We start from the raw sequence: 17,268 nt of genomic DNA, 5'->3' as shown, positions 1-17,268 counted from the left end.
ACGTGGGTGTGTCTCCGGGCCGGCGTTCCCGAGGAGGACCACGTTCGGTCAACCCTGGCCTCCGCTGCACAGCAACGGAGGCGGTCCGAGGGTGGGCGTTCGGGACTTGTCGGCCGTTGGTCCCGTAGTCAGCAGGCAGACGTGAAGCCTGTCAGGCGCCAGCTTCCGCGGCTGGGAGCGGCAAGGACGGCGGTGTGCTCGTTCCAGTTGGTGAAGTGCTCGAACCGGATGGTTCCGTCGGACCGTACGCGGTACTCGGTGTAGGGACGCCTGGGGCTGGCGACATCCAGCGCGCTGACGTCTTGGGAGGCGAGGAACGACCGGAGAGCTTCTGCGGCTGTCGGGAACGCCCGCTGGGAGTAGCGGACGGTTGGGGTGGCCTGTTCCATCCCCGCGTTCTGGTCCGAACACAAGATCGACTGTGTGGCCGGGACCGGCCCGGCGACGTCGTGGGTGGGACCGATCAGGGGGTCGAGATCGCCCACCCTGCGCGCCAGCGTCAGCAGCAGCTCGAACTCCTTGCGGGACAGATCGACCACGACCCCGTCAAGCAGAACCGACCTGCTCTGGGCATCGATGCTCAGTCCGCCGACGACGATCGGCCCCGCGGGTTCGCCCGCCGCACCCGACCGGCGCAGCACGGCACGGATCCGGGCGTCGAGATGGTCCGCGCCGAACGGCTTGACGACGAAGTCGTCCGCCCCCGCGTCCAGCGCTGCGACGACGTCGGAGCCGTTCTCGCGGGCGGTGATGATGACCGGGACAGTGGTGACCGAGCGCAGCATCGGCAGCACTCGCAGGCCGTCGACGTCGGGCAGGCCGAGGTCGAGCAGCACCACGTCCGGGGCGTCGTCCAGCACCGCCTGCAGGCCCGGCATCCCAGCCCCGCGAGATCGCACGGTGTGCCCACGATCGGTCAACGCCCGGGTCAGCGCAGAGCTGACCCCCGGGTCGTCCTCCACGATCAGGATCACTGCCACAGCGATGGACCGTACACCGATAGCCCCCAGTAGATGCACGACTGAGCGCCGCCCGACCCGCGACGACGAACGCTGCCCGGGCCAGCATGGCCGACTCCGCGAATTCGTTGCCACACTTGAGGTCTCGCAACAGTCAAGCGCGGGTCATGGCGAGGTAAACCCTGGCCAGGAACCTCGTGTGGAGCCTTGGAGCGCTCGACCGGTTCCAGACTCTGGGCCGCAGTCGCCCGTCGAGAACCGCTTCGCCTCATGGCATCACTCCCAGGCACGTCACGCGATTCCGGACCGGGCGTGGGCGGGGCATCGGTGGGTGACAAGAAGGTCACCTGAGGCACCGCGCCGGCGCGACCGCGTAGCCTTGCGTCGATGGCGCGGGCAGAGGTGCCCGCGCCGTCCCCTGGCAGGGCTCCCGGCCGCTCCCCCCGTGGCGGCCGGGAGCCCCCAGCAGTGGCCCCGACGGACCGGATGCACCTGGACCTACATACGTCCAAACTCCGGCGTCGCCGGCTGTCGTGCCAGACGCTGCAGCCACAGGCGCGAAGCCGGCGGTCGCAGGGGCCCGATGCGGGCCCGGCGTGCACGATCGCGGACACGCCGATTGTTGCGAGTGGTGGCCGATGTGCGGCTTGACGATCGGTTCGGTGATGTGGAGGTCCTGCCGATCTCGGGGTTGTTCCCGCCCGCGGGGCGATCAGGCTCAGGACGTCACGCTCGGTCAGGGTCGATGCGGCCAGATCCACCTCCGCCCTTCGGGACGGCGTCCGGCGCCGGTGTGCGCAGGGGACGTCCCAGCGGGGCTGAGGCGATCACCGCGCCCTCTTGGGCGGCCAGCCGGACGGCGCGCGCAGCAGGTCGTCTCCGTCCCGTCCTTGAGGCGGGACCCCGCAGGCGCCGGCCCGCACAAGGTCGATCACGTACGCGTCGTGATCGAACGTCGTCAAGGCGATGACGGGGACCTCGGGCAGCCCGGTTGCTGGTTCCCCGACGACCGACCGTCACATCGTCCGCGAAAGCCGAGCGGGGCCCGGATCCACTGCCTACCGAGGTTGGTCGTCGACGAGAAACCTCCGCAGTGGCGCTGGTTCGACTCTCACAGTGCCTGGGACTCTCACAGCGCCTGGACCACAGGCAGGGGCGTCCGCACCACCCAGCGGCCGACGTCGAGTAGGCCTGGCGCCGATCCGGCCGCGCTCAAGATGCAGACACGCTCGCGCCTCCCGACCAGCCCGACGCCGGGCGCGCCAGCGTGTCGCTGTCACGGCACGCTGGCGCCCACAGCTGCGCACGCTGCACCGGGCGGTGTCGGTCACGGCTGCCAGAGCAGGGTGCACCAGATCTCGTTGTTGGCGCCGATGCCACAGTCCGCCGCTTCACCGGAACGGATCTTCGTCCACACGCCCTTCTGGCGCCAGTGCCACGATCCCAGCCGGCTGAACCGCTCGTGGTAGCCCTCCAGGTTGAACGTGAAGGCGTCAACGTCGACCCCGCTGAAGTTCCCGCCTACGTTTCCCCCGGTCAAGGGCTTCTGGTCGCAGTAGGCGAGCAGAGAGTGGGCTGTGGCGCCGCCGTCCCAGTTCCAGACGTCGCACAGGCCGGTGGAAGGTCTGGTGGCGCTGAGGTAGGTCGTGTAATGCATGGTTCGGCCGGTTCGGTTGTTGACCGCGCCGCAGAGTATCCCGCCGCTGCAACCGGCAGCTGCAGCGGGCGTCGCGACCGCTAGTGCCAGGCCGGCCAGGACGAGACCAGCCGTACAGAGCGTTAGCGCTTGCCGCTTGCGAGACTTTGATCCGTTCATCAGTCGCTCCCTCAGATTGGTGACCCGGGACCGGACTACCTCGACATTCGCCGGCCACAGCCGCTCGCGCTTGCCGATCCCCACGACGCTTGCCGATCCCCTCGACGGCGAGCCGGGCGAACCCGGATCAGATGCATCGACCATACGCTAGCGAATGGTGTACATACGGGAGCGTATTGTGCCGCTGGTAGAAGTGCAACCAGTCCGAAGGAGATGACCCAGGCCGGTCGGGTGGATACCCCGCCTTGGTCCATGGCCTGCGAAGTGTGGATGAGATCGAGGCCTGATCGAGGGCTCTCGGCGGCGAGGCGTTCCTGCATGGGCACTCATCCGGTGCCGTCCTCGCCATGCACGCGGCATGGACGCTGGGGGCAGAAGGTCCGTGGCCTGAATGATGTACGACGCACCCCGGGGTTCAGGACGCAACCGAGTGGGAGGAGTGTGCGGTGCTCCGCACGCGGGGTGCAGCTTCTGCTCGACAAGGGTTGGAATGCGGACGCGACGCGGCGATTCCGCACCGGCATCGGGCGGCAGGCTGGTTCGTAGCCCTGCTGCCGCTGCTCCCGGGCCGCCCAACCTCCTCCAGGCTCTGCCGCCGGCGTGCCGGTCTCCGATGGTCTTGCGGCGGTCGCCGGAAGCGGTCGCCGGAAGCGGTCGCCGGGAGCGACTCGCGGTCCGATCGGCGTCGGCTCTTGACCGTTGGGTCGCTACGTCTACGGCGAGTTCGCGGCGGTGTGCAGGCGCACGCATTCCTGGGCGCCGAACAGGCGCAGCGCCATTCTTACGCCGGGCGGGAAGTCTTGGATCGCCTCGGCGAGCGGAACGACCTTGGGTCGATCCACGGGATGCGTCTGCCCGTCGTGGACCAGGACGGCCGAACCGGCGGCGAGCAGGTTCTTCATCCAGTCGGTGTTCGCCCCGTAGGTTAAGGCGATCACGAACCCTCCTACGCCGGCGACAGCGGTTACGGGTGTCTCGTAGAGGCTTCCGGAGCTGCGACCCTTGTGCCGCAGGATGGCCGCGATCGAGCCGGGCTGGCCGGCCGTCTTCAGTAGCCGTGGGTTGCTGACGTCGCGGGCGAACCGGCGGACCGTGTCGAGGACGGGCGGGTACTTGCGGCGCAGGCCCCACAGGAGCACCCCGGCTGCGAGTGCGACCAGCAGCAGGAGCGCGCTCAGCGCAGCTACGACCCATCCTCCGAACATGGCTCTCCTCCGTCGGTCGTTCCCACCGAATCAGTCTGGTCGGTCACACGCTTCCCGGTCGGGCATGCCCGATCTCGTCAACCGGTCAACCACGCCGCCGAGCCGAGGTCGGTGGGACCTTCATGGCCCACAAGAGGGCTGGGGGCGGTCGCTTCACGATGCGTCGCACTGTCACAGTTCATTCGTTTGTGATGTGACGGTCCACGGATGCTCGAACATCAAGGCCCGCGGGCTTCGCGGAGCGACCGGGTGCCGTGTAGTTGACGGGCAGGGTGTACGGCGAGCCGGACGCGGTGATGAACAGGTCGTTGCGTCTCGGTCCGCCGCAGGTGAGGTTGGAGGCCGGTCTCGGGGCAGGTGCTGTTCGCCGAGCACGGTGGTGTCGGGGTCGAGGCAGTGGAGGCCCGTCGTGGGCGGCGGCCCAGAGTCGGCCTCGGTCGTCGAATCCACTCGTCGCCGTTCGTGGGCCGCAACCGCTGGTCGAGTACCTCGAACCGCGACCTGACGCAGCACCGGACCGAGGTCGGCTCGGCGCTGCTCGCGCGACGTCCCCCAATGGGCTTCTTCATGGCCTGCCTCCTGGGGCTCGGGGCAGCCAGCCTGGGGTACGGCTGCGGTACTGCTGGTACTGGGCGCCGAAGCGCGCGCCCAGGTTGGGTTCCTCGTACCAGTGGGCGAACGCGGCCATCGCCAGGGCGGCGAGCACGGTGTAGGCCAGTAGGGGCAGGCTGGCGAACAGCAGGGTCTGCCCGAGCAGGAGCGCGTCGACGCACAGGTACATCGGGTTGCGGACGTACCGGTACAGACCGCGGACGACGAGGTGCCGCGTGGGAGCGACCGGGGCTGGGGTTCCGATGCCTTGCACGGCGAACCGGGTGAACTCGGCCACCAGGGACGTGAGGGCGGCGGCGATCAGTGCCACCCCGGCGGCCTGGGCCCCGACCCACCAGGTCGGCATGGGCGGGACCTGCCAGCCGGTGATCCACCGCGGCATCATCCCGGCCACGGTTCCGGGGGCAAGGAACAGGAAGACGAGGGTGCCCAAGGCCGCTCTGCCCCGGTTCATGACGCCCGCCGCCGCGGGCCGCCGACTCGCGGTGGGCCGGGATCCCTGAGATGGCCGGCAGCTCGGATGAGCCCGGTCGCCCCGATGCCGCGGACGGCGCCCCAGGGGGTCATCGAGTCCTGCCAGGGGGCGGTGCCGGTGAAGGCTGCGACGAAGGCTGCGGCCCGGTCCGGGTCGTCGGCGACCACGGACAGCAGCGCACGTTGGGCACGGTTCAGGGGCGCCAGTGCGGCCAGCCGGGCGGTGCCGTCGAAGACGCCGCGCAGGGCCCGGTCCCGGTCCCGCCAGGCCGACCGCAGTGCGGCGGCCAGGCGGTCCCGGTCGTGGCCGGCGCCGATCACCGCTCGGGCGAGGCGGTCGGCGTCGCGCAGCGCGTGGGTGATGCCTTGCGCGGTGACCGGATCCATCACCGCGGCGGCGTCGCCGGCCAGCGCCCAGCCCGGCCCGCAGGGCGTGGTGAGGCGGTGCGGCAGGTCGGGCGTGGTGCGGATCCGCTCCACGATCCGGGCGCCTCGCAGTCGTTCCCCGAGGTCCCCGGCCCTGCTCGCCGCTGCGGCGAGACCGGCCCGGACGTCGCGGCGGTACTGCTCGAAACCCTGGCGGGGTTGGGACAGGAAGACCACGCTCAGGCCGTCATTGGTGGGGAAGGCGGCCGCTGCCAGGCCGGGCCTGGTGTACAAGCGGGCGGTCCCGCCCAGGTCCACCCCGGACCAGTAGGCGTAGGAGGCGAACGTCTGCGGTGACCGGGTCCGGTAGCTGCGGGCACCGACCAGGGCGGCCACGGTGGAGTGCTTGCCGTCGGCGCCGACCACCAGGGCCGCATCCTCCCGGGCCGCGGCACCCGAGCGTCCATGGCCGACGACCCCGACCACGCGACCGCCGGACCGCTGCAGGCCGGTGACCGTGAACCCCTCGCGCACCTCGGCCCCCGCCGCCCGTGCCGCCTCGACGAGCGCCGCGTCCAACAGGTAGCGCCGTGGACTGCAGACCGCGCCCACCGTCCCCAGCGAGGGAAAGTCGGCCGCCAGCAGCACGCCGTCCAGGTCGAACTCGGCCCGGTGAGCGGGCGGTGTCCCGGCCGCGAGCAGCGGTGCCAGCACCCCCCACTGCTCGAGCAGGGCGACGCCCGGCACCTGCACCTGATGGGAGGACACCGCATCGCTGGGGAACCGGGCGCGGTCCAGCAGCAGCACCCGCAACCCGGCCCGGGCCATCAGCATCGCCGTGGCCGCACCCGCGACCCTGGCACCGACAACGATCACGTCATACGCCGATGAACCCATGTTGCGCTCCGTCGCTCATCCAACATACGTGTACGTATGTTAGCCATGCGGTAGGGTATGCACATGGTGAGATCGTCAGCAAGCCCCCGACGCCGACTGGACCGCAAGGACTGGGCGGAAGCGGCGTTGGCGGCCCTGTCGCGGGGCGGTCTGGCCGCCGTGGCCGTCGAGCCGATCGCGCAGCGGCTCGCGACCACCAAGGGCAGCTTCTACCACCACTTCGACAACCGCGACGACCTGATCGCCGCCGCCCTCGAGCTGTGGGAGCAGCGGCACACCGTGCAGGTCAACGCCGAGGTCGACGCCGCCACCGAGGACCCCCGCGAACGGCTACGGCTGGTGACACGACGGGCGGTCCGCATGGCCGAGACCGACCCGGTCGGGCTCACCCTGCTGGCCAGCGCCGACAACCCCTTGGTGGCACCGGTTCTCCAACGGGTCACCGCCGCCCGGCTGGACTACCTGGCCCGCCTCTACCGCCGCCTCGGCCACCCGCCGGCCACCGCCCGGCGCCACGCCCTGCTCGCCTACAGCGCCTACCTCGGCCACGTCCAGCTGGCCCACTCCACCCCCGACGTCCTGCCCCGCACCCAGGCCGCCCGACACGCCTACCTCGACCTGGTCCTGGCCGCCCTCGACCCGTCACCCGCGGAACCCAGGCCGTGATCTGGGCGGTGGCGACGTGATGTCCCTTACGGTTGCCCTCGACGAGGCGACCGGGTGGACAGAGTCAAACGTACGCCGACGTATGCCAACCGTATGAGAGCGCATGTCATAGCGAGTCGGAGTGCAACCAGCGGCGTGAACGTCGGGTTCGGTCAGGATGTCGGCGGTGGCGCCTCTGCGGGTGGTGTGGCGGGGCCCTCTGCTGTCCCGGTTGACGGGAGGGGTCGGTGCGTCTCGGCGTGTCGGCGACTTCGGTACAGGAGCACGGCATAGGCCACGGCCACCAGGACGTTCTCCGCCGCCGATCCCCACCGCAACCGGTGAAAGGTGTCCATCGCCCCGGGCGCCAGCAGGAGCGCCTGCGTGGCCACCCCGACGGCGAAGAACATGGACGCAGCAGCGGCCACCCTGACCGCCGACGCGTCGCTCACGCGGGAGGCGCCCAACTGGATCAGCGCGAGCGTGGCGTAGCTGATCCCCAGCACCCGCACCGCGTCCATCGCGTTGGCCGGGGCCCCGGCCGCCAGGTAGAACGTGGTCGGGCTGTGGAGGTTGAGTCCCGCCCGGACCAGGAACACCGCGCCGTTGACCGCCAGGACGACCCGAAGCACTCCCAACCCCGGGCGGCCGCTCATCGTCGCGGCCCGTCGTCGTGGCCCGTCCATCGAGGCGGCCCGTCGTCGTGGTGAGTCGAACGTCGCGGCCACCGACCGTGGGGGGGTTGCCCCTCTGCCGACGCTCTCCACGGCCTCTGGATCCGGTTGGCGGTGGCCGTGACGTTCGGCGTCATGGCCGCGGGACTGGTTCGAGCCCGTCCAGGAAGGTGAACCAGGTGACGTGGTCGGTCATGTGGTGTGCCTCGGCCAGGTCGTGCAGCTGCGCGTGCAGCTGTGGGTTCGGGTCCGCGTACAGGGTCATCTCGTGGTCGTCGGCGTACCGTTCGAACATGGTCTGCAGGGCGGGGGCGATGTGGTGGCGGTGCTCGGCCAGCGCCGCTGGGCCGGTGTAGGCCTCCCGGACCTCGCACGCGGTGCCGTCGTCGCGCAGGAACCAGTCGTAGCGCAGTGTGCCGGTGTCCAGCTCGCGGGTCAGCCGGATGCATTCGCCGGCCTGCCGCCTGAAACCGTCGAGCTGGCCGGGGCGCACACTCAGGTGGGCGCTGAGCTCCACAGGCGCCCGCGCGTAGCCCTGACCGGCCGGCTGTGACGGATGCTCCGCCGGAGTGGCGGGGGCGATCATGAATGCCGGGTACTGGTCGGCGATCCGGTCGAACTCCTCCAGTGGCGCGCGCCGGTCGACCGGGATGTGCGGGCGCGCGCCGGGGGCCGCGTCCAGGTAGGCACGCAGGATCGGTGCCCGGTCGGCGGGCGCCACCTCGACCAGCCGGACCTGCTCGGCGCCGTGCCGGCGCAGCACACCCTGACCGTCGGCCGCGCGCACGTTCTGGACCCAGTTCGCGTCCTCGCCGAGCATCGACACCAGGTAGCGGCCGCCATCATGCTCTGCCACCACGACAGGGAACGCGATGGTCTTACCGGTGCGGCGGCCTCGGACCTCCAGGGTCATCGCGTTGCCGGGTGAGAACCAGCCGGCGGCGAACACGAACGCCCAGAGCCGGTTCAACCCTCTGGCCAGCCGCTGCGGCCGGCCGCCCCGGTAGAGCCAGCGCTTGACCCCGTACAGCCGTTGGGTCCACCCGCGCCGCCCGCCCATCGTCTGCGGTGCCTGTTCCGTGGGGTGCCGGCTCATCGGTCTCCCCCTCCACCCGGTCCACGGTCGACCTGCCCGCCGGTCAGGTCAGGCGCCTGACTCGCCTGTCCTGGCCCCTGTCCTGGACCTCCACCGGTGATCGCTTCGGCGCCGGCCTCGACGCGGCGGGGGGCCTTGCCGGTCGCGGTGGCCATCCGACGGAGCAGCTGGTGGCCCGGGTCGCCGGTCGGGTCGAACATCAGGGGGCAGCCGCCGTCGATGACCATCACGCCGTGATCACGTCCGTATCGGGTGGCATCGTCCGAGACGCTGCCGGCACCGTACAGCCGATGCATCCAGACCAGGCCGATGCCGAGCTCGACGCACTGCTCGACCGTGGCCGGGGCCGCAGCCGGACTCGTGCCGATCACCACCGCGCCGACCCCGCCCGGGATCGAACCAAGGTCGGGGTAGCAGGGGTCGCCCTCCACCCGTTCGGCGTTCGGGTTGACCGCGAACACGTCATACCCGCGCTCACGCAACCGCTGGTAGACCGCGTTCGCGCCGTGCCCTGCCGGGGTCCGCGAGACCCCGGTCACCGCGACCCGCTTCACGGCCAGAAACCGTGCGGCCGCCTCGCGCTGGCCCACGGTCCCCGCTCCACCGGCGCGGCCCGCCCGGCCGTCGCGGGTGGTCGAGCCCGCGGGCCTGGTAGGCCGAGGCTGCATCGGCCGTCCCTGGTGGAGCAGCCGGCTCAACACCAGGCCCCACCCGATGACGCCCACACCGACCAGCAGGTGCAGGACCTGGATCGTCCAGTGCCAGCCGCCGGTCAGCAGATCCTCCTGGGCACCACCCAGCACCACCGCCGCCAGACCCCACGCGACGGCCGATCCCACCACGGCGATCGAGACCCGCGACGCGACCGCGACCACCGCAAGCGTCCACAGCGAGAACACCAGCACGAACGCCAGCCCGCCATGGATCCCGATCAACCAGTCGGCCCGACCGGTCCAGACCAGCAGGCCCAGCAGCAGAGTGAGCACACCCGACCCGATCAGGGCGACCCGGGCAGCGGCGGCCACCACAGTGACCCGCGCAGACCACGCAGTGTGGTGCCTGTCCCGAGCAGTGGTATTCACGCACCGACCTCCTCGATCTTGTTCTGCAGCTGCCCGGCAGCGTCCGGACGTCCGTCAGCCGCCGCGGTCGTGGCTGCCGCCCGACGTGAAGTCGCCGGGGGTGAAGTCGCCGGGGGTGAAGTCGCCGGTGGCGAGCCGGGCGCCTGCCGCGACCAACCATCCGGCGAACAACACCGCAGACGTCGCCGTCAGGCCGGGGCCGATCAGCCATGGATACGCCCCGACGACCTCGCCCAGTGCGACGGCTACGCCAAGCGCGACGACGGCCCTCCCGTACGGGGTGTTCCGCATCGCCACAGCGAGCAGGGTCACGGCGACGCCGAAGAGCAGGGCGACCGCGTGCAGACCGCCGTAGTACAGCGAGACCACCACCTGCAGCGTCGCCGGGTCGTTCGGCTCGATGCCGTACACGGGGTAGGCGAGACGGCCGTGGACGACCGTCAACGTCATCAGCACCGGGATGACCGCCGCGACCAGTCCGCACCCCCAAGCCGCCGCGCGGGGATGCAAACCCGCCAGGCTGAAGTAGAGGCCGATCACGCCCGGGATCAGCAGGACGACACCGAAGAACAGGACCTCGTTGGTCAACGCCAACCAGGATGTCTGCGTCGACCGCCACACCAGCAGCTCCGCACCATCAGGGGGCTCACCGACCCTCAGGTCGAGCAGCCCCTTGACCAGGAACAGCATCCCACTCAGCGCAAGCGCCACGCCCTCGAGCCGGTACCGCGGCCGACTCGGACGCGCTCGCGACGACAGGTCCCGTCTCACCCCCGAACTCGGCTCGAAAGGGGCGAACAACCGCTCGAAGAGCATTCATGATCACCTGCCACCTCCCTCGCCACCCGCCGACCAGATCCCCCGGTGCTACGACAGGGTGGATCGGCGCGTTCCCGTTCACCGTCGCCCACGAGCGGATCGTCGGGACCGGGCCATTCGTCCCGACGCGGGCGACCCGGGCGACCCCGGGCGACCTGGGCGACCTGGGCGATCCGGGCGACCCGGTGGGGACCGCCGCGACCGTCAGCGCGCTAGTTCTTGGGGTTGGTTCTGGGGTTGGGCGAAGCGGGCGAGGAAGGAGTCGACCGCCTGGCGGCCGATGCTTTCGAGTGCGTCGGACGGGCAGGTAGCCGTTCCGCCAGTGAGGGTGAGGCGATTCAGTGGGGCGGCGAGGGCGAGCCAGGTGAGCTGCTCGGCGGCCACGCCGGCGTCGGCAGAAGCGATCACGCCGTGCTCCATCAAGGTCTCCAGGGTCCGGCCGAGGGCGCGCACGTTCGCCTCCCAGCTGCCGTTGAGGTAAGCGTTCGCGACCTGCGGGGTGCGGGTGGCTTCAGCCGCGACCAGGGTGCGCATCCGCAGCACGGCGGGGCTGAGAACCGCCGCCTGCAGTGCGGCGGTGAACCGCATGAGCGCCGCCCTGACGTCTGCGCCGCCGCTCAGCGCGTCCTGCTCGAGAGCGTCGAGGTGGGGGCGCATGGCGTCGCGACCGCGACGGACCCAGTCGGTGACGACCGCGGCGTACAGGTCCTGCTTGGACGGGTACCGCGCATACAAGGACTTCTTCGAGATCCGCGACCGCCGCGCCACTGCCTCCATCGTGGCGCCGGCGTACCCATGGGTGAGGAACTCCTCGCGGGCCTCGTCCAGCAGTTCGACACCTGACCTGCCGGGCGGGCGGCCGCGGCGTGGCCCTGCGGACGGTGACGGACTCGGCGGTCCGGGTGCGGGGAACGTCGCGGGCTGCCCGCCCTCGTCGCGCCTACCGGCCATTCCGCCAATTTAGTACTTGACGGTACTTGTCGCAAGAACCTACCTTCGATTTAAGAACGGATCAGTATCCAAAGGGAGTGGTCGTCATGGTCGCGCTCGGTCTCATCATCGCCAGCATCGTCGCGTTCCTGCTCAGCTTCATGTACTACAGCGTGGCCCCCACCAATCCTTCCGGGCCCCAGTCGCCGGCGCGCGACTCTTCGGCCCGCCCCGAGGCCTGGCGGATTGCCGCGGAACTGTTGCGCAGCGCCCTGGTCGCAGGCCTCATGACCGGCCTGCTGAGCGCCGCAGCGTGGGACGGCGCCGGCGCCGGCGCCGTCCTGGGAACCGCACTGTGGACGCTACCCGTGGTTCTCCTGGCCGGCTCCGTCCTCTGGGAGGCGGTCCCTGCGGCAACCGCCACCGTTCACGCAGGCGACTGGCTGATCAAGCTGGTGGCTATCGGCGCTATCGTCGGTGCCTTCGGCTGACCCGCATCCGGGCGGGACGCGCCGTCCGCTGGTGATCCCCGACCGACCCGGGTGTGAGGCGCGCTGCACTGGACTCCTGCGGTTGTGCTCCCGAGCCTGGCAGGAGGCGTGCCGGCCCGGGACGCGGCCGTGGCGGGCCGGACTATCCCCGTCATCCACCAGGACAGCACGGACGCAGTCGATCGACGCGGGCGCGTTCACTCACTGAACGGGTGTCCTTCCGCCGGCCAAGAATATGATCTTCGTGAGTCTCATCCACACTGACCGGAGGCCCGCTCCCACCGCCGATCGCAGATCTCGGTCCGACGGGGTCATCGGTCCGGGACCGGGGACGTCGGGCTCGACCCGCAGGATGCCCCACACCCCTTGTGGGACGGCCCACCGGAAGGCGCCGCTGCGGTAGGCGTGGTCGCCGTGCTCGCGGGCCTGCATCTCCAGGGTGTGGACGCTGCCGGCGGTGAGCCCGGAGAGCGAGCCGACCCACGGGCCCGTCGTCCGGGCGTTTCCGTCGCGCCGCGCGAGCCACGGTGCGGCGTCCCAGGCCTGCCCGTGCACGGTGAACGTGTGGTTGCGCGGCTTGTCGGCCGCACAGACGAGGCGCAGCCAGAGCGTGTCCCCGACCGTGGCGTGCCAGACCGGGGTCGACGGTTCCGGGTCCGCGAGCACGGTGCGCGGGTGCACCGGGGCGACCCGGTAGTTGATCCCCTTCTGGCCGGCGTCCTCGGGGTCGTCGCCGACGACGGTGTCGCGGACCGGCGAGTCCGGGTCACCGGCGACGAAGTGCCGAAGACCGTCCTGGACGACGAGCACCTGCTCGTTCGCGACGACGTCCGCCCTGTCGGCGCCGCCGTCGACGACGCGGGCCGTCGGCACGAGGAGCGCCGACGTGCCGTCCCACCGCTCGCGCAGCGTCCGCGGGTGGACGGGGGTGACGTCGCCGGGCTCGACGACGAGGGCGCCGACGAGACCGTGGTGACGGTGGTTGCGGACGTCGGCGACGTCCCGCAGGAGGCAGACCTGGCCGGGGCCGTCGGCGTGCCCGGCCGGCGCGAGGTCCTCGTCGGCGAACCACCAGTACTCCCGCACGTTCGGGGCCTCGTGCCCGCCCGGGTGCTCCCCGCCCTCTGCGCCGTGCCCGCGCAGCACCACGTCGCCGTAGTCGACGTGACCGGCGTGACCGCCGTGCCCGTCGGGGAACACGTCGCGCTCGCCGGCCCGCACGCCGACGGTGCCGTCGTGGTTGGCGCCCACGTGGGCGCCGTCGTCGCTCACGACGTCGAGGAGCAGCAGTCCCGGGTGCAGCGACACCCGCGGGGTCACCGTGCGCTCGTCGGGGTAGCCCAGGTCGTCCGTGTGCTCCAGCGGCAGCCTCGGCGGGCTCGGCTCGACCCCGAACCGGGGCAGGTCCCGGCGTTGGTCGTCGAGGGCCTCGTCGAGCACCTCGTTGACGAGCGTGATGTGCACCCACTCCCCGCGCCGCGCCCGCAGCACGAGGGGCTCGACGACCGCCGTCTCCGGGACGACGGCCTGCACGCAGCCCCGCGGCCGGCCCGGGACGTCCCCGACCGGCTCCACCCCCTCGGCGACGAGGAAGGCCAGACCCCAGGGGTCGGTGAGGCGGTGGCCGTCGTACTCGTGCTCGACGCGGCGGGCCGCGACGACGAACTCGCGCACCGGCGCGCTCCACCTGCCGTGGTCGTCACGGTGGGGGCGCGGCGGGAGCCCGTACCGGCGCTGCAGGCCGGGCCGGGCCGGCCCGTCGTCCGGGGCATCCACCGACGGCAGCGGCGGCAGCACCTGGAACGCGCGGGGTCCCGGGTCCAGCACGCGCACGAGCCCCCAGCAGCCCAGCCACAGGTCGTCGAGCGCCGCGAACTGCCACAGGTGGTCGCCCGGGCCGTGGTGCCCGCCGGTCAACGGGTCGAGGTCGAGCGTGAAGGCCTCGGAGATGCCCACGGTCTGCTGGTCGACGAGCGTCGAGTCCGGGGCGTGCCACTCCTTGCGCCAGCGCAGCCCGTGCGCCGAGAAGCTGTGCTGCTCCTCGTGCGAGCCCTGGATGAGCCGGATCCGCAGCCGCTCGCCGGCGTAGGTCCGCACGACGGGGGTGTCCGGCTCGCCCCGGCCGCTGCTGAACCACTGCGACGGGTCGTCACCGCGGGCGGTGAGCGGGCTGCTGCGGTAGTTGACGCCCATCGAGCCGGGGTCGTCGTCCCCGCCGAGCTCGTGGGGCGGGTTCAGCGGGCGGCCGTCGCCGTCGTACAGCGGGACGAAGTCACCCACCGCCAGGCATGCCTCCCGGTAGGCGACGTAGCCGGTCCCGCCGGTGCCGTCGCCGCCCGCGGTGCCGGCGGGGTCACGCGGCGCGAGGACGACGGCCTCCGTGCCGGACCACGCGACCTCCTCCTGGTCGGGCCGGAGCCACTGCGCCCCAGGGGGTTCGGCGACCAGCGCGGCGAACAGGCCGTGCTTCTGCCGGTAGTTCGCGAGCAGGTGGTCGTGGAAGAAGCACGGCCCGAACTCCTCGTCGACGACCCACCGGTGCAGTCCGACGTTCCCGGGCAGCCGTCCCGGCTCGTCCGGGTCGACGGCCTCGGCGCAGCTCGCCCCGGACAGGTAGTTCCAGCCGGTGGAGGACCCGTCCGCGGCGAGGACGTCGAACTTCACGAGGTGCACGTGGAGCCCGCACTCCACCGGCGGGGTCGTCGGGTCGAAGTCGTCCGCGGGGATCGTCCCGAGCCTGTTGTGCAGCCGCAGCTCGACGACGTCCCCGTGGTTCGCGCGCGGGAAGAACGGCTCGACCCCGTGCAGCACGACCGGGTGCTGCACACGCTCGTCGGTGCGCAGCCGGCCGTCGCCGTCGAGCGGTGTCGTGCTCGCCGCGGTGATCCGGTAGTGGTGGCCGTGGGCGTCGTGCCACCCGAGGCCGTTGTACTCGACGTCCGACTGCGCCACCTCGACGTCGTAGCACACGACGCGCGGCGGCGGCAGCCCGGCCTGGGCGTTCCAGCGGACGGCGTCGCCGTCGAGGTCGACGAAGACGGCGCCGGAGCGGGCCCGGTCCCGTGCACCGGACGGCATCGCGGCCAGCTCGAGGTCCGAGTGCGCGGACATCCGCAGGAGCCGGCGGCGACCGCCGACGTGCGCGTCGACGACCGCGGGCGGCGGCGGCGACTTCTGCGGGAAGCGGGCGTCGACGAACCACGGGAAGCCGGGCACCTCGGCCGTCGGCCGCTGCGGACGGCGCCCCGGCAGCGGCACCAGCGGCTGCGTCGGGGTTCCGTCGGGCAGTGCCCGCGAGCCGTCGACAAGGGTGTCGAAGCTGCGCCACAGACCCCACATCCCGTGGTGGAAGTGCGGGTAGAGGTGGCAGTGCCAGATGACGTCGCCGAAGAGGTGCTGACGGCTTCCCGAGCCGTAGAGCGGGTCGATGGTCACCGCGGTCTGCGGCCCGATGGTGATCGAGTCGAGGAGCTGGGAGCCGCGCGGCTCGCCCTCGCGCCAGACGGAGGGCTCGGCCGTGTCCTGCGGGACTGCGCGCCACTGGTGCACGTGAAGGTGGAAGACGTGCGTCTCCTTGACGCCCGCGTGGATCACCCGGACCCGCGCGGGGTCGCCGCGGTAGGCGCGGAAGACCGGCGTCACCGGGTCGCCGAACAACCACGAGCTGTGGTGCTGCTCCTCGCCGGCAACCCGGTCGAGGAACTCACCGTGCGGCGTCCGCGCCGTCCGGAACACCTCGGCGAGGGTGTCGTCGACCTCGACGGCGACCGCGGTCTGGTCCACCTCGGGCGCCCCTGCCCGCCACGGCGGTACCGGGGTCCGGGCGGTGCGCTCGGCGTACCGGCGCATCCGGTGCGGCAGCCGGTTGGGCATCGGCTCGGCCCGGTACGACAGGGGCATGACCGTGTGCTCGCCGACGAGGTGCAGCCCGCTGCGGATCTCCGGCTCGTCGTGGATGAACACCGTGAACTCACGGTGCCCGGGCATCCGGCCGCTGCGCCGGGCCGCGTGGTGCAGGTCGACGTAGTCCCGGTCCTCCGGGTCGCCCGGCCCGTCGTCCGGCCCGTCGTCCGGCCCGTCGTCCGGCAGGAGGTCGTCGGGCAGGAGGACGTCGACGTACGGCCCGTCCGCGTAGGCGGTCCCGGTGAGCACCTCGCCGGTCTCCGGGTCGCGCCACACCGCGCCGGCCGGCTCGACGACGAACGCGGCGAACAGCCCGTGGGCGTTCGTCCCGGCCTCGGTGCCCCGGACGTCCCCGAGGTCGTTGACCGGCCACGCACCCTCGTGCGGGCAGGCCCAGTGGAAGGTCGCGGACGTGTCCGGGGCGACGAGGGAGGACGGGTTGGCGCCGACGTGCGCGCCGTCCGCGACCCGCACCCCGCCGACCGGTCCGCTGCCCTGGACGTGCAGGCCGACGTCGCGACCCTCGACGGAGTTCTCGAACCGGACCACGACCTCGTCGCCGAGGCCCGCCCGCAGCACGAGCGGCCGCACGACCGGCAGCGGGCGCAGCACGTTGACCCGGTCGTACCGGTGGGCCCGACCGCCGTCGGTGCCGGGCCGGTGGTCGTTGAGCAGGAGCCGCCGCACCTGGTCGGCGCTGAGGCAGCCGCTCCGCGCGGCGAGCACGTCGGCGTCGAAGAGGTCGTCGACGCGGCTCAGCCGCGCCTCGACCGCCCGGCCGAGGTCGGCGAGCGCGCGCTGCCACAGCAGGCGCCAGCCGGCCCGGACGGCCGGGTCGGGGTGCAGCTGCAGGACGGTCCCGTCGGTGAGCTCGTCGAGCGCCGCGACGAGCTCGTCCACGGTCGCGAAGAGGTTCTGCCGGACCTCGGCGGCCCGGGGCGACCCGGCCCGCTCGACCGCACCGCCTTCACCGCCGTCCCCGCGGGCGAGCACGTCCGCCTCACCGCCGAGGTCGTGGAGCAGCCACCGGTCCTCGGCGGGGCCCTCGGCGAGGCGGCCGACCATCTGCTCGTAGCGCCACAGTCCGTCGACGACGAGCTGGACCAGCTGGCGGCGGCGGTGCAGCCGGGGCAGTGCGCGGTCGTCGTCCTCCCACCGATCGCGGGCCCAGTCCAGCAGGGGCACGTAGGCGCGCAGCGTGTAGAGCAGGCCGTCGGGGTCGTGGTCGCCGTCGGCGGTGTAGACGATCGGGAAGGACGTCGCGACGACGTCGTAGTCCAGGGTGCGGGTCATCTGCGG

The 17,268-nt window shown here is 72.1% G+C and carries 13 protein-coding genes; 2 read left to right on the top strand and 11 right to left on the bottom strand.

All coding sequences use genetic code 11. The annotated features are described in order from the left end of the window. Positions 1-128 precede the first annotated feature (128 nt). From EDJALFJO_RS34920 to EDJALFJO_RS10350, 5 genes are all read right to left on the bottom strand, one after another. A complete protein-coding gene (locus EDJALFJO_RS34920; RefSeq protein WP_088284863.1) occupies positions 129-980 on the bottom strand; it encodes a response regulator transcription factor in 852 nt (283 codons plus the stop codon). Positions 981-2,286: 1,306 nt separating this feature from the next. Then, positions 2,287-2,859 carry a hypothetical protein gene (locus tag EDJALFJO_RS33375; RefSeq protein WP_143448449.1) on the bottom strand — a complete coding sequence of 191 codons (573 nt, stop codon included), beginning with the start codon at positions 2,857-2,859 and terminating at the stop codon, positions 2,287-2,289. A gap of 629 nt (positions 2,860-3,488) precedes the next feature. Beyond that, entirely contained in the window at positions 3,489-3,980 is a 492-nt protein-coding gene (locus EDJALFJO_RS10365) for a nitroreductase family deazaflavin-dependent oxidoreductase (protein ID WP_088284859.1), read from the bottom strand. A gap of 565 nt (positions 3,981-4,545) precedes the next feature. Next, positions 4,546-5,025 (bottom strand): isoprenylcysteine carboxylmethyltransferase family protein, encoded by a 480-nt coding sequence (locus EDJALFJO_RS10355; RefSeq protein ID WP_233149787.1) that lies wholly within the window; start codon positions 5,023-5,025, stop codon positions 4,546-4,548. Positions 5,026-5,042: 17 nt separating this feature from the next. Further along, a complete protein-coding gene (locus EDJALFJO_RS10350) occupies positions 5,043-6,308 on the bottom strand; it encodes an NAD(P)/FAD-dependent oxidoreductase (protein WP_158220377.1) in 1,266 nt (421 codons plus the stop codon). Positions 6,309-6,455: 147 nt separating this feature from the next. Here EDJALFJO_RS10350 and EDJALFJO_RS10345 point away from each other — a divergent pair, with 147 nt between their 5' ends. Next, positions 6,456-6,995: a TetR/AcrR family transcriptional regulator gene (locus tag EDJALFJO_RS10345; RefSeq protein WP_198950180.1), complete on the top strand. Its 540-nt coding sequence runs from the start codon at positions 6,456-6,458 to the stop codon at positions 6,993-6,995. 152 nt (positions 6,996-7,147) lie between these two features. Here the strand turns inward: EDJALFJO_RS10345 and EDJALFJO_RS10340 are convergent, their stop codons facing one another. From EDJALFJO_RS10340 to EDJALFJO_RS10320, 5 genes are all read right to left on the bottom strand, one after another. Continuing rightward, positions 7,148-7,606: a hypothetical protein gene (locus tag EDJALFJO_RS10340; protein ID WP_088284849.1), complete on the bottom strand. Its 459-nt coding sequence runs from the start codon at positions 7,604-7,606 to the stop codon at positions 7,148-7,150. A 175-nt stretch (positions 7,607-7,781) separates the two neighbouring features. Next, positions 7,782-8,744: a nitroreductase/quinone reductase family protein gene (locus EDJALFJO_RS34915; protein WP_198950179.1), complete on the bottom strand. Its 963-nt coding sequence runs from the start codon at positions 8,742-8,744 to the stop codon at positions 7,782-7,784. Further along, entirely contained in the window at positions 8,741-9,769 is a 1,029-nt protein-coding gene (locus EDJALFJO_RS10330; protein ID WP_198950178.1) for a CoA-binding protein, read from the bottom strand. Before EDJALFJO_RS10330 ends, EDJALFJO_RS34915 begins: the two co-directional genes overlap by 4 nt. 111 nt (positions 9,770-9,880) lie before the next feature. Next, positions 9,881-10,516, bottom strand: a complete 636-nt coding sequence (locus tag EDJALFJO_RS10325) for a hypothetical protein (RefSeq protein WP_143448447.1) — start codon at positions 10,514-10,516, stop codon at positions 9,881-9,883. A gap of 333 nt (positions 10,517-10,849) precedes the next feature. Beyond that, a complete protein-coding gene (locus tag EDJALFJO_RS10320) occupies positions 10,850-11,473 on the bottom strand; it encodes a TetR/AcrR family transcriptional regulator (protein WP_369812513.1) in 624 nt (207 codons plus the stop codon). Positions 11,474-11,682: 209 nt separating this feature from the next. Here EDJALFJO_RS10320 and EDJALFJO_RS10315 point away from each other — a divergent pair, with 209 nt between their 5' ends. After that, positions 11,683-12,066, top strand: coding sequence for a DUF1761 domain-containing protein (locus EDJALFJO_RS10315; protein WP_143448446.1), 384 nt, complete (start codon positions 11,683-11,685; stop codon positions 12,064-12,066). A gap of 201 nt (positions 12,067-12,267) precedes the next feature. Here EDJALFJO_RS10315 and EDJALFJO_RS10310 read toward each other — a convergent pair whose 3' ends face one another. Beyond that, positions 12,268-17,262: a multicopper oxidase domain-containing protein gene (locus EDJALFJO_RS10310; RefSeq protein WP_143448445.1), complete on the bottom strand. Its 4,995-nt coding sequence runs from the start codon at positions 17,260-17,262 to the stop codon at positions 12,268-12,270. Positions 17,263-17,268: the final 6 nt, after the last annotated feature.

The sequence above is a fragment of the Kineosporia sp. A_224 genome (genome assembly GCF_002198655.1).
Classification (GTDB): domain Bacteria; phylum Actinomycetota; class Actinomycetes; order Actinomycetales; family Kineosporiaceae; genus R-H-3.
This window is presented reverse-complemented; position numbering and strand designations above follow the sequence as displayed.

Bases quoted from the DNA above. Each gene is read 5' to 3' on its own strand.
- EDJALFJO_RS10365 (WP_088284859.1), bottom strand. From the start codon at position 3,980: ATGTTCGGAGGATGGGTCGTAGCTGCGCTGAGCGCGCTCCTGCTGCTG.
- EDJALFJO_RS34915 (WP_198950179.1), bottom strand. From the start codon at position 8,744: ATGAGCCGGCACCCCACGGAACAGGCACCGCAGACGATGGGCGGGCGG.
- EDJALFJO_RS10325 (WP_143448447.1), bottom strand. From the start codon at position 10,516: ATGCTGTTCCTGGTCAAGGGGCTGCTCGACCTGAGGGTCGGTGAGCCC.
- EDJALFJO_RS10315 (WP_143448446.1), top strand. From the start codon at position 11,683: ATGGTCGCGCTCGGTCTCATCATCGCCAGCATCGTCGCGTTCCTGCTC.
- EDJALFJO_RS10310 (WP_143448445.1), bottom strand. From the start codon at position 17,262: ATGACCCGCACCCTGGACTACGACGTCGTCGCGACGTCCTTCCCGATC.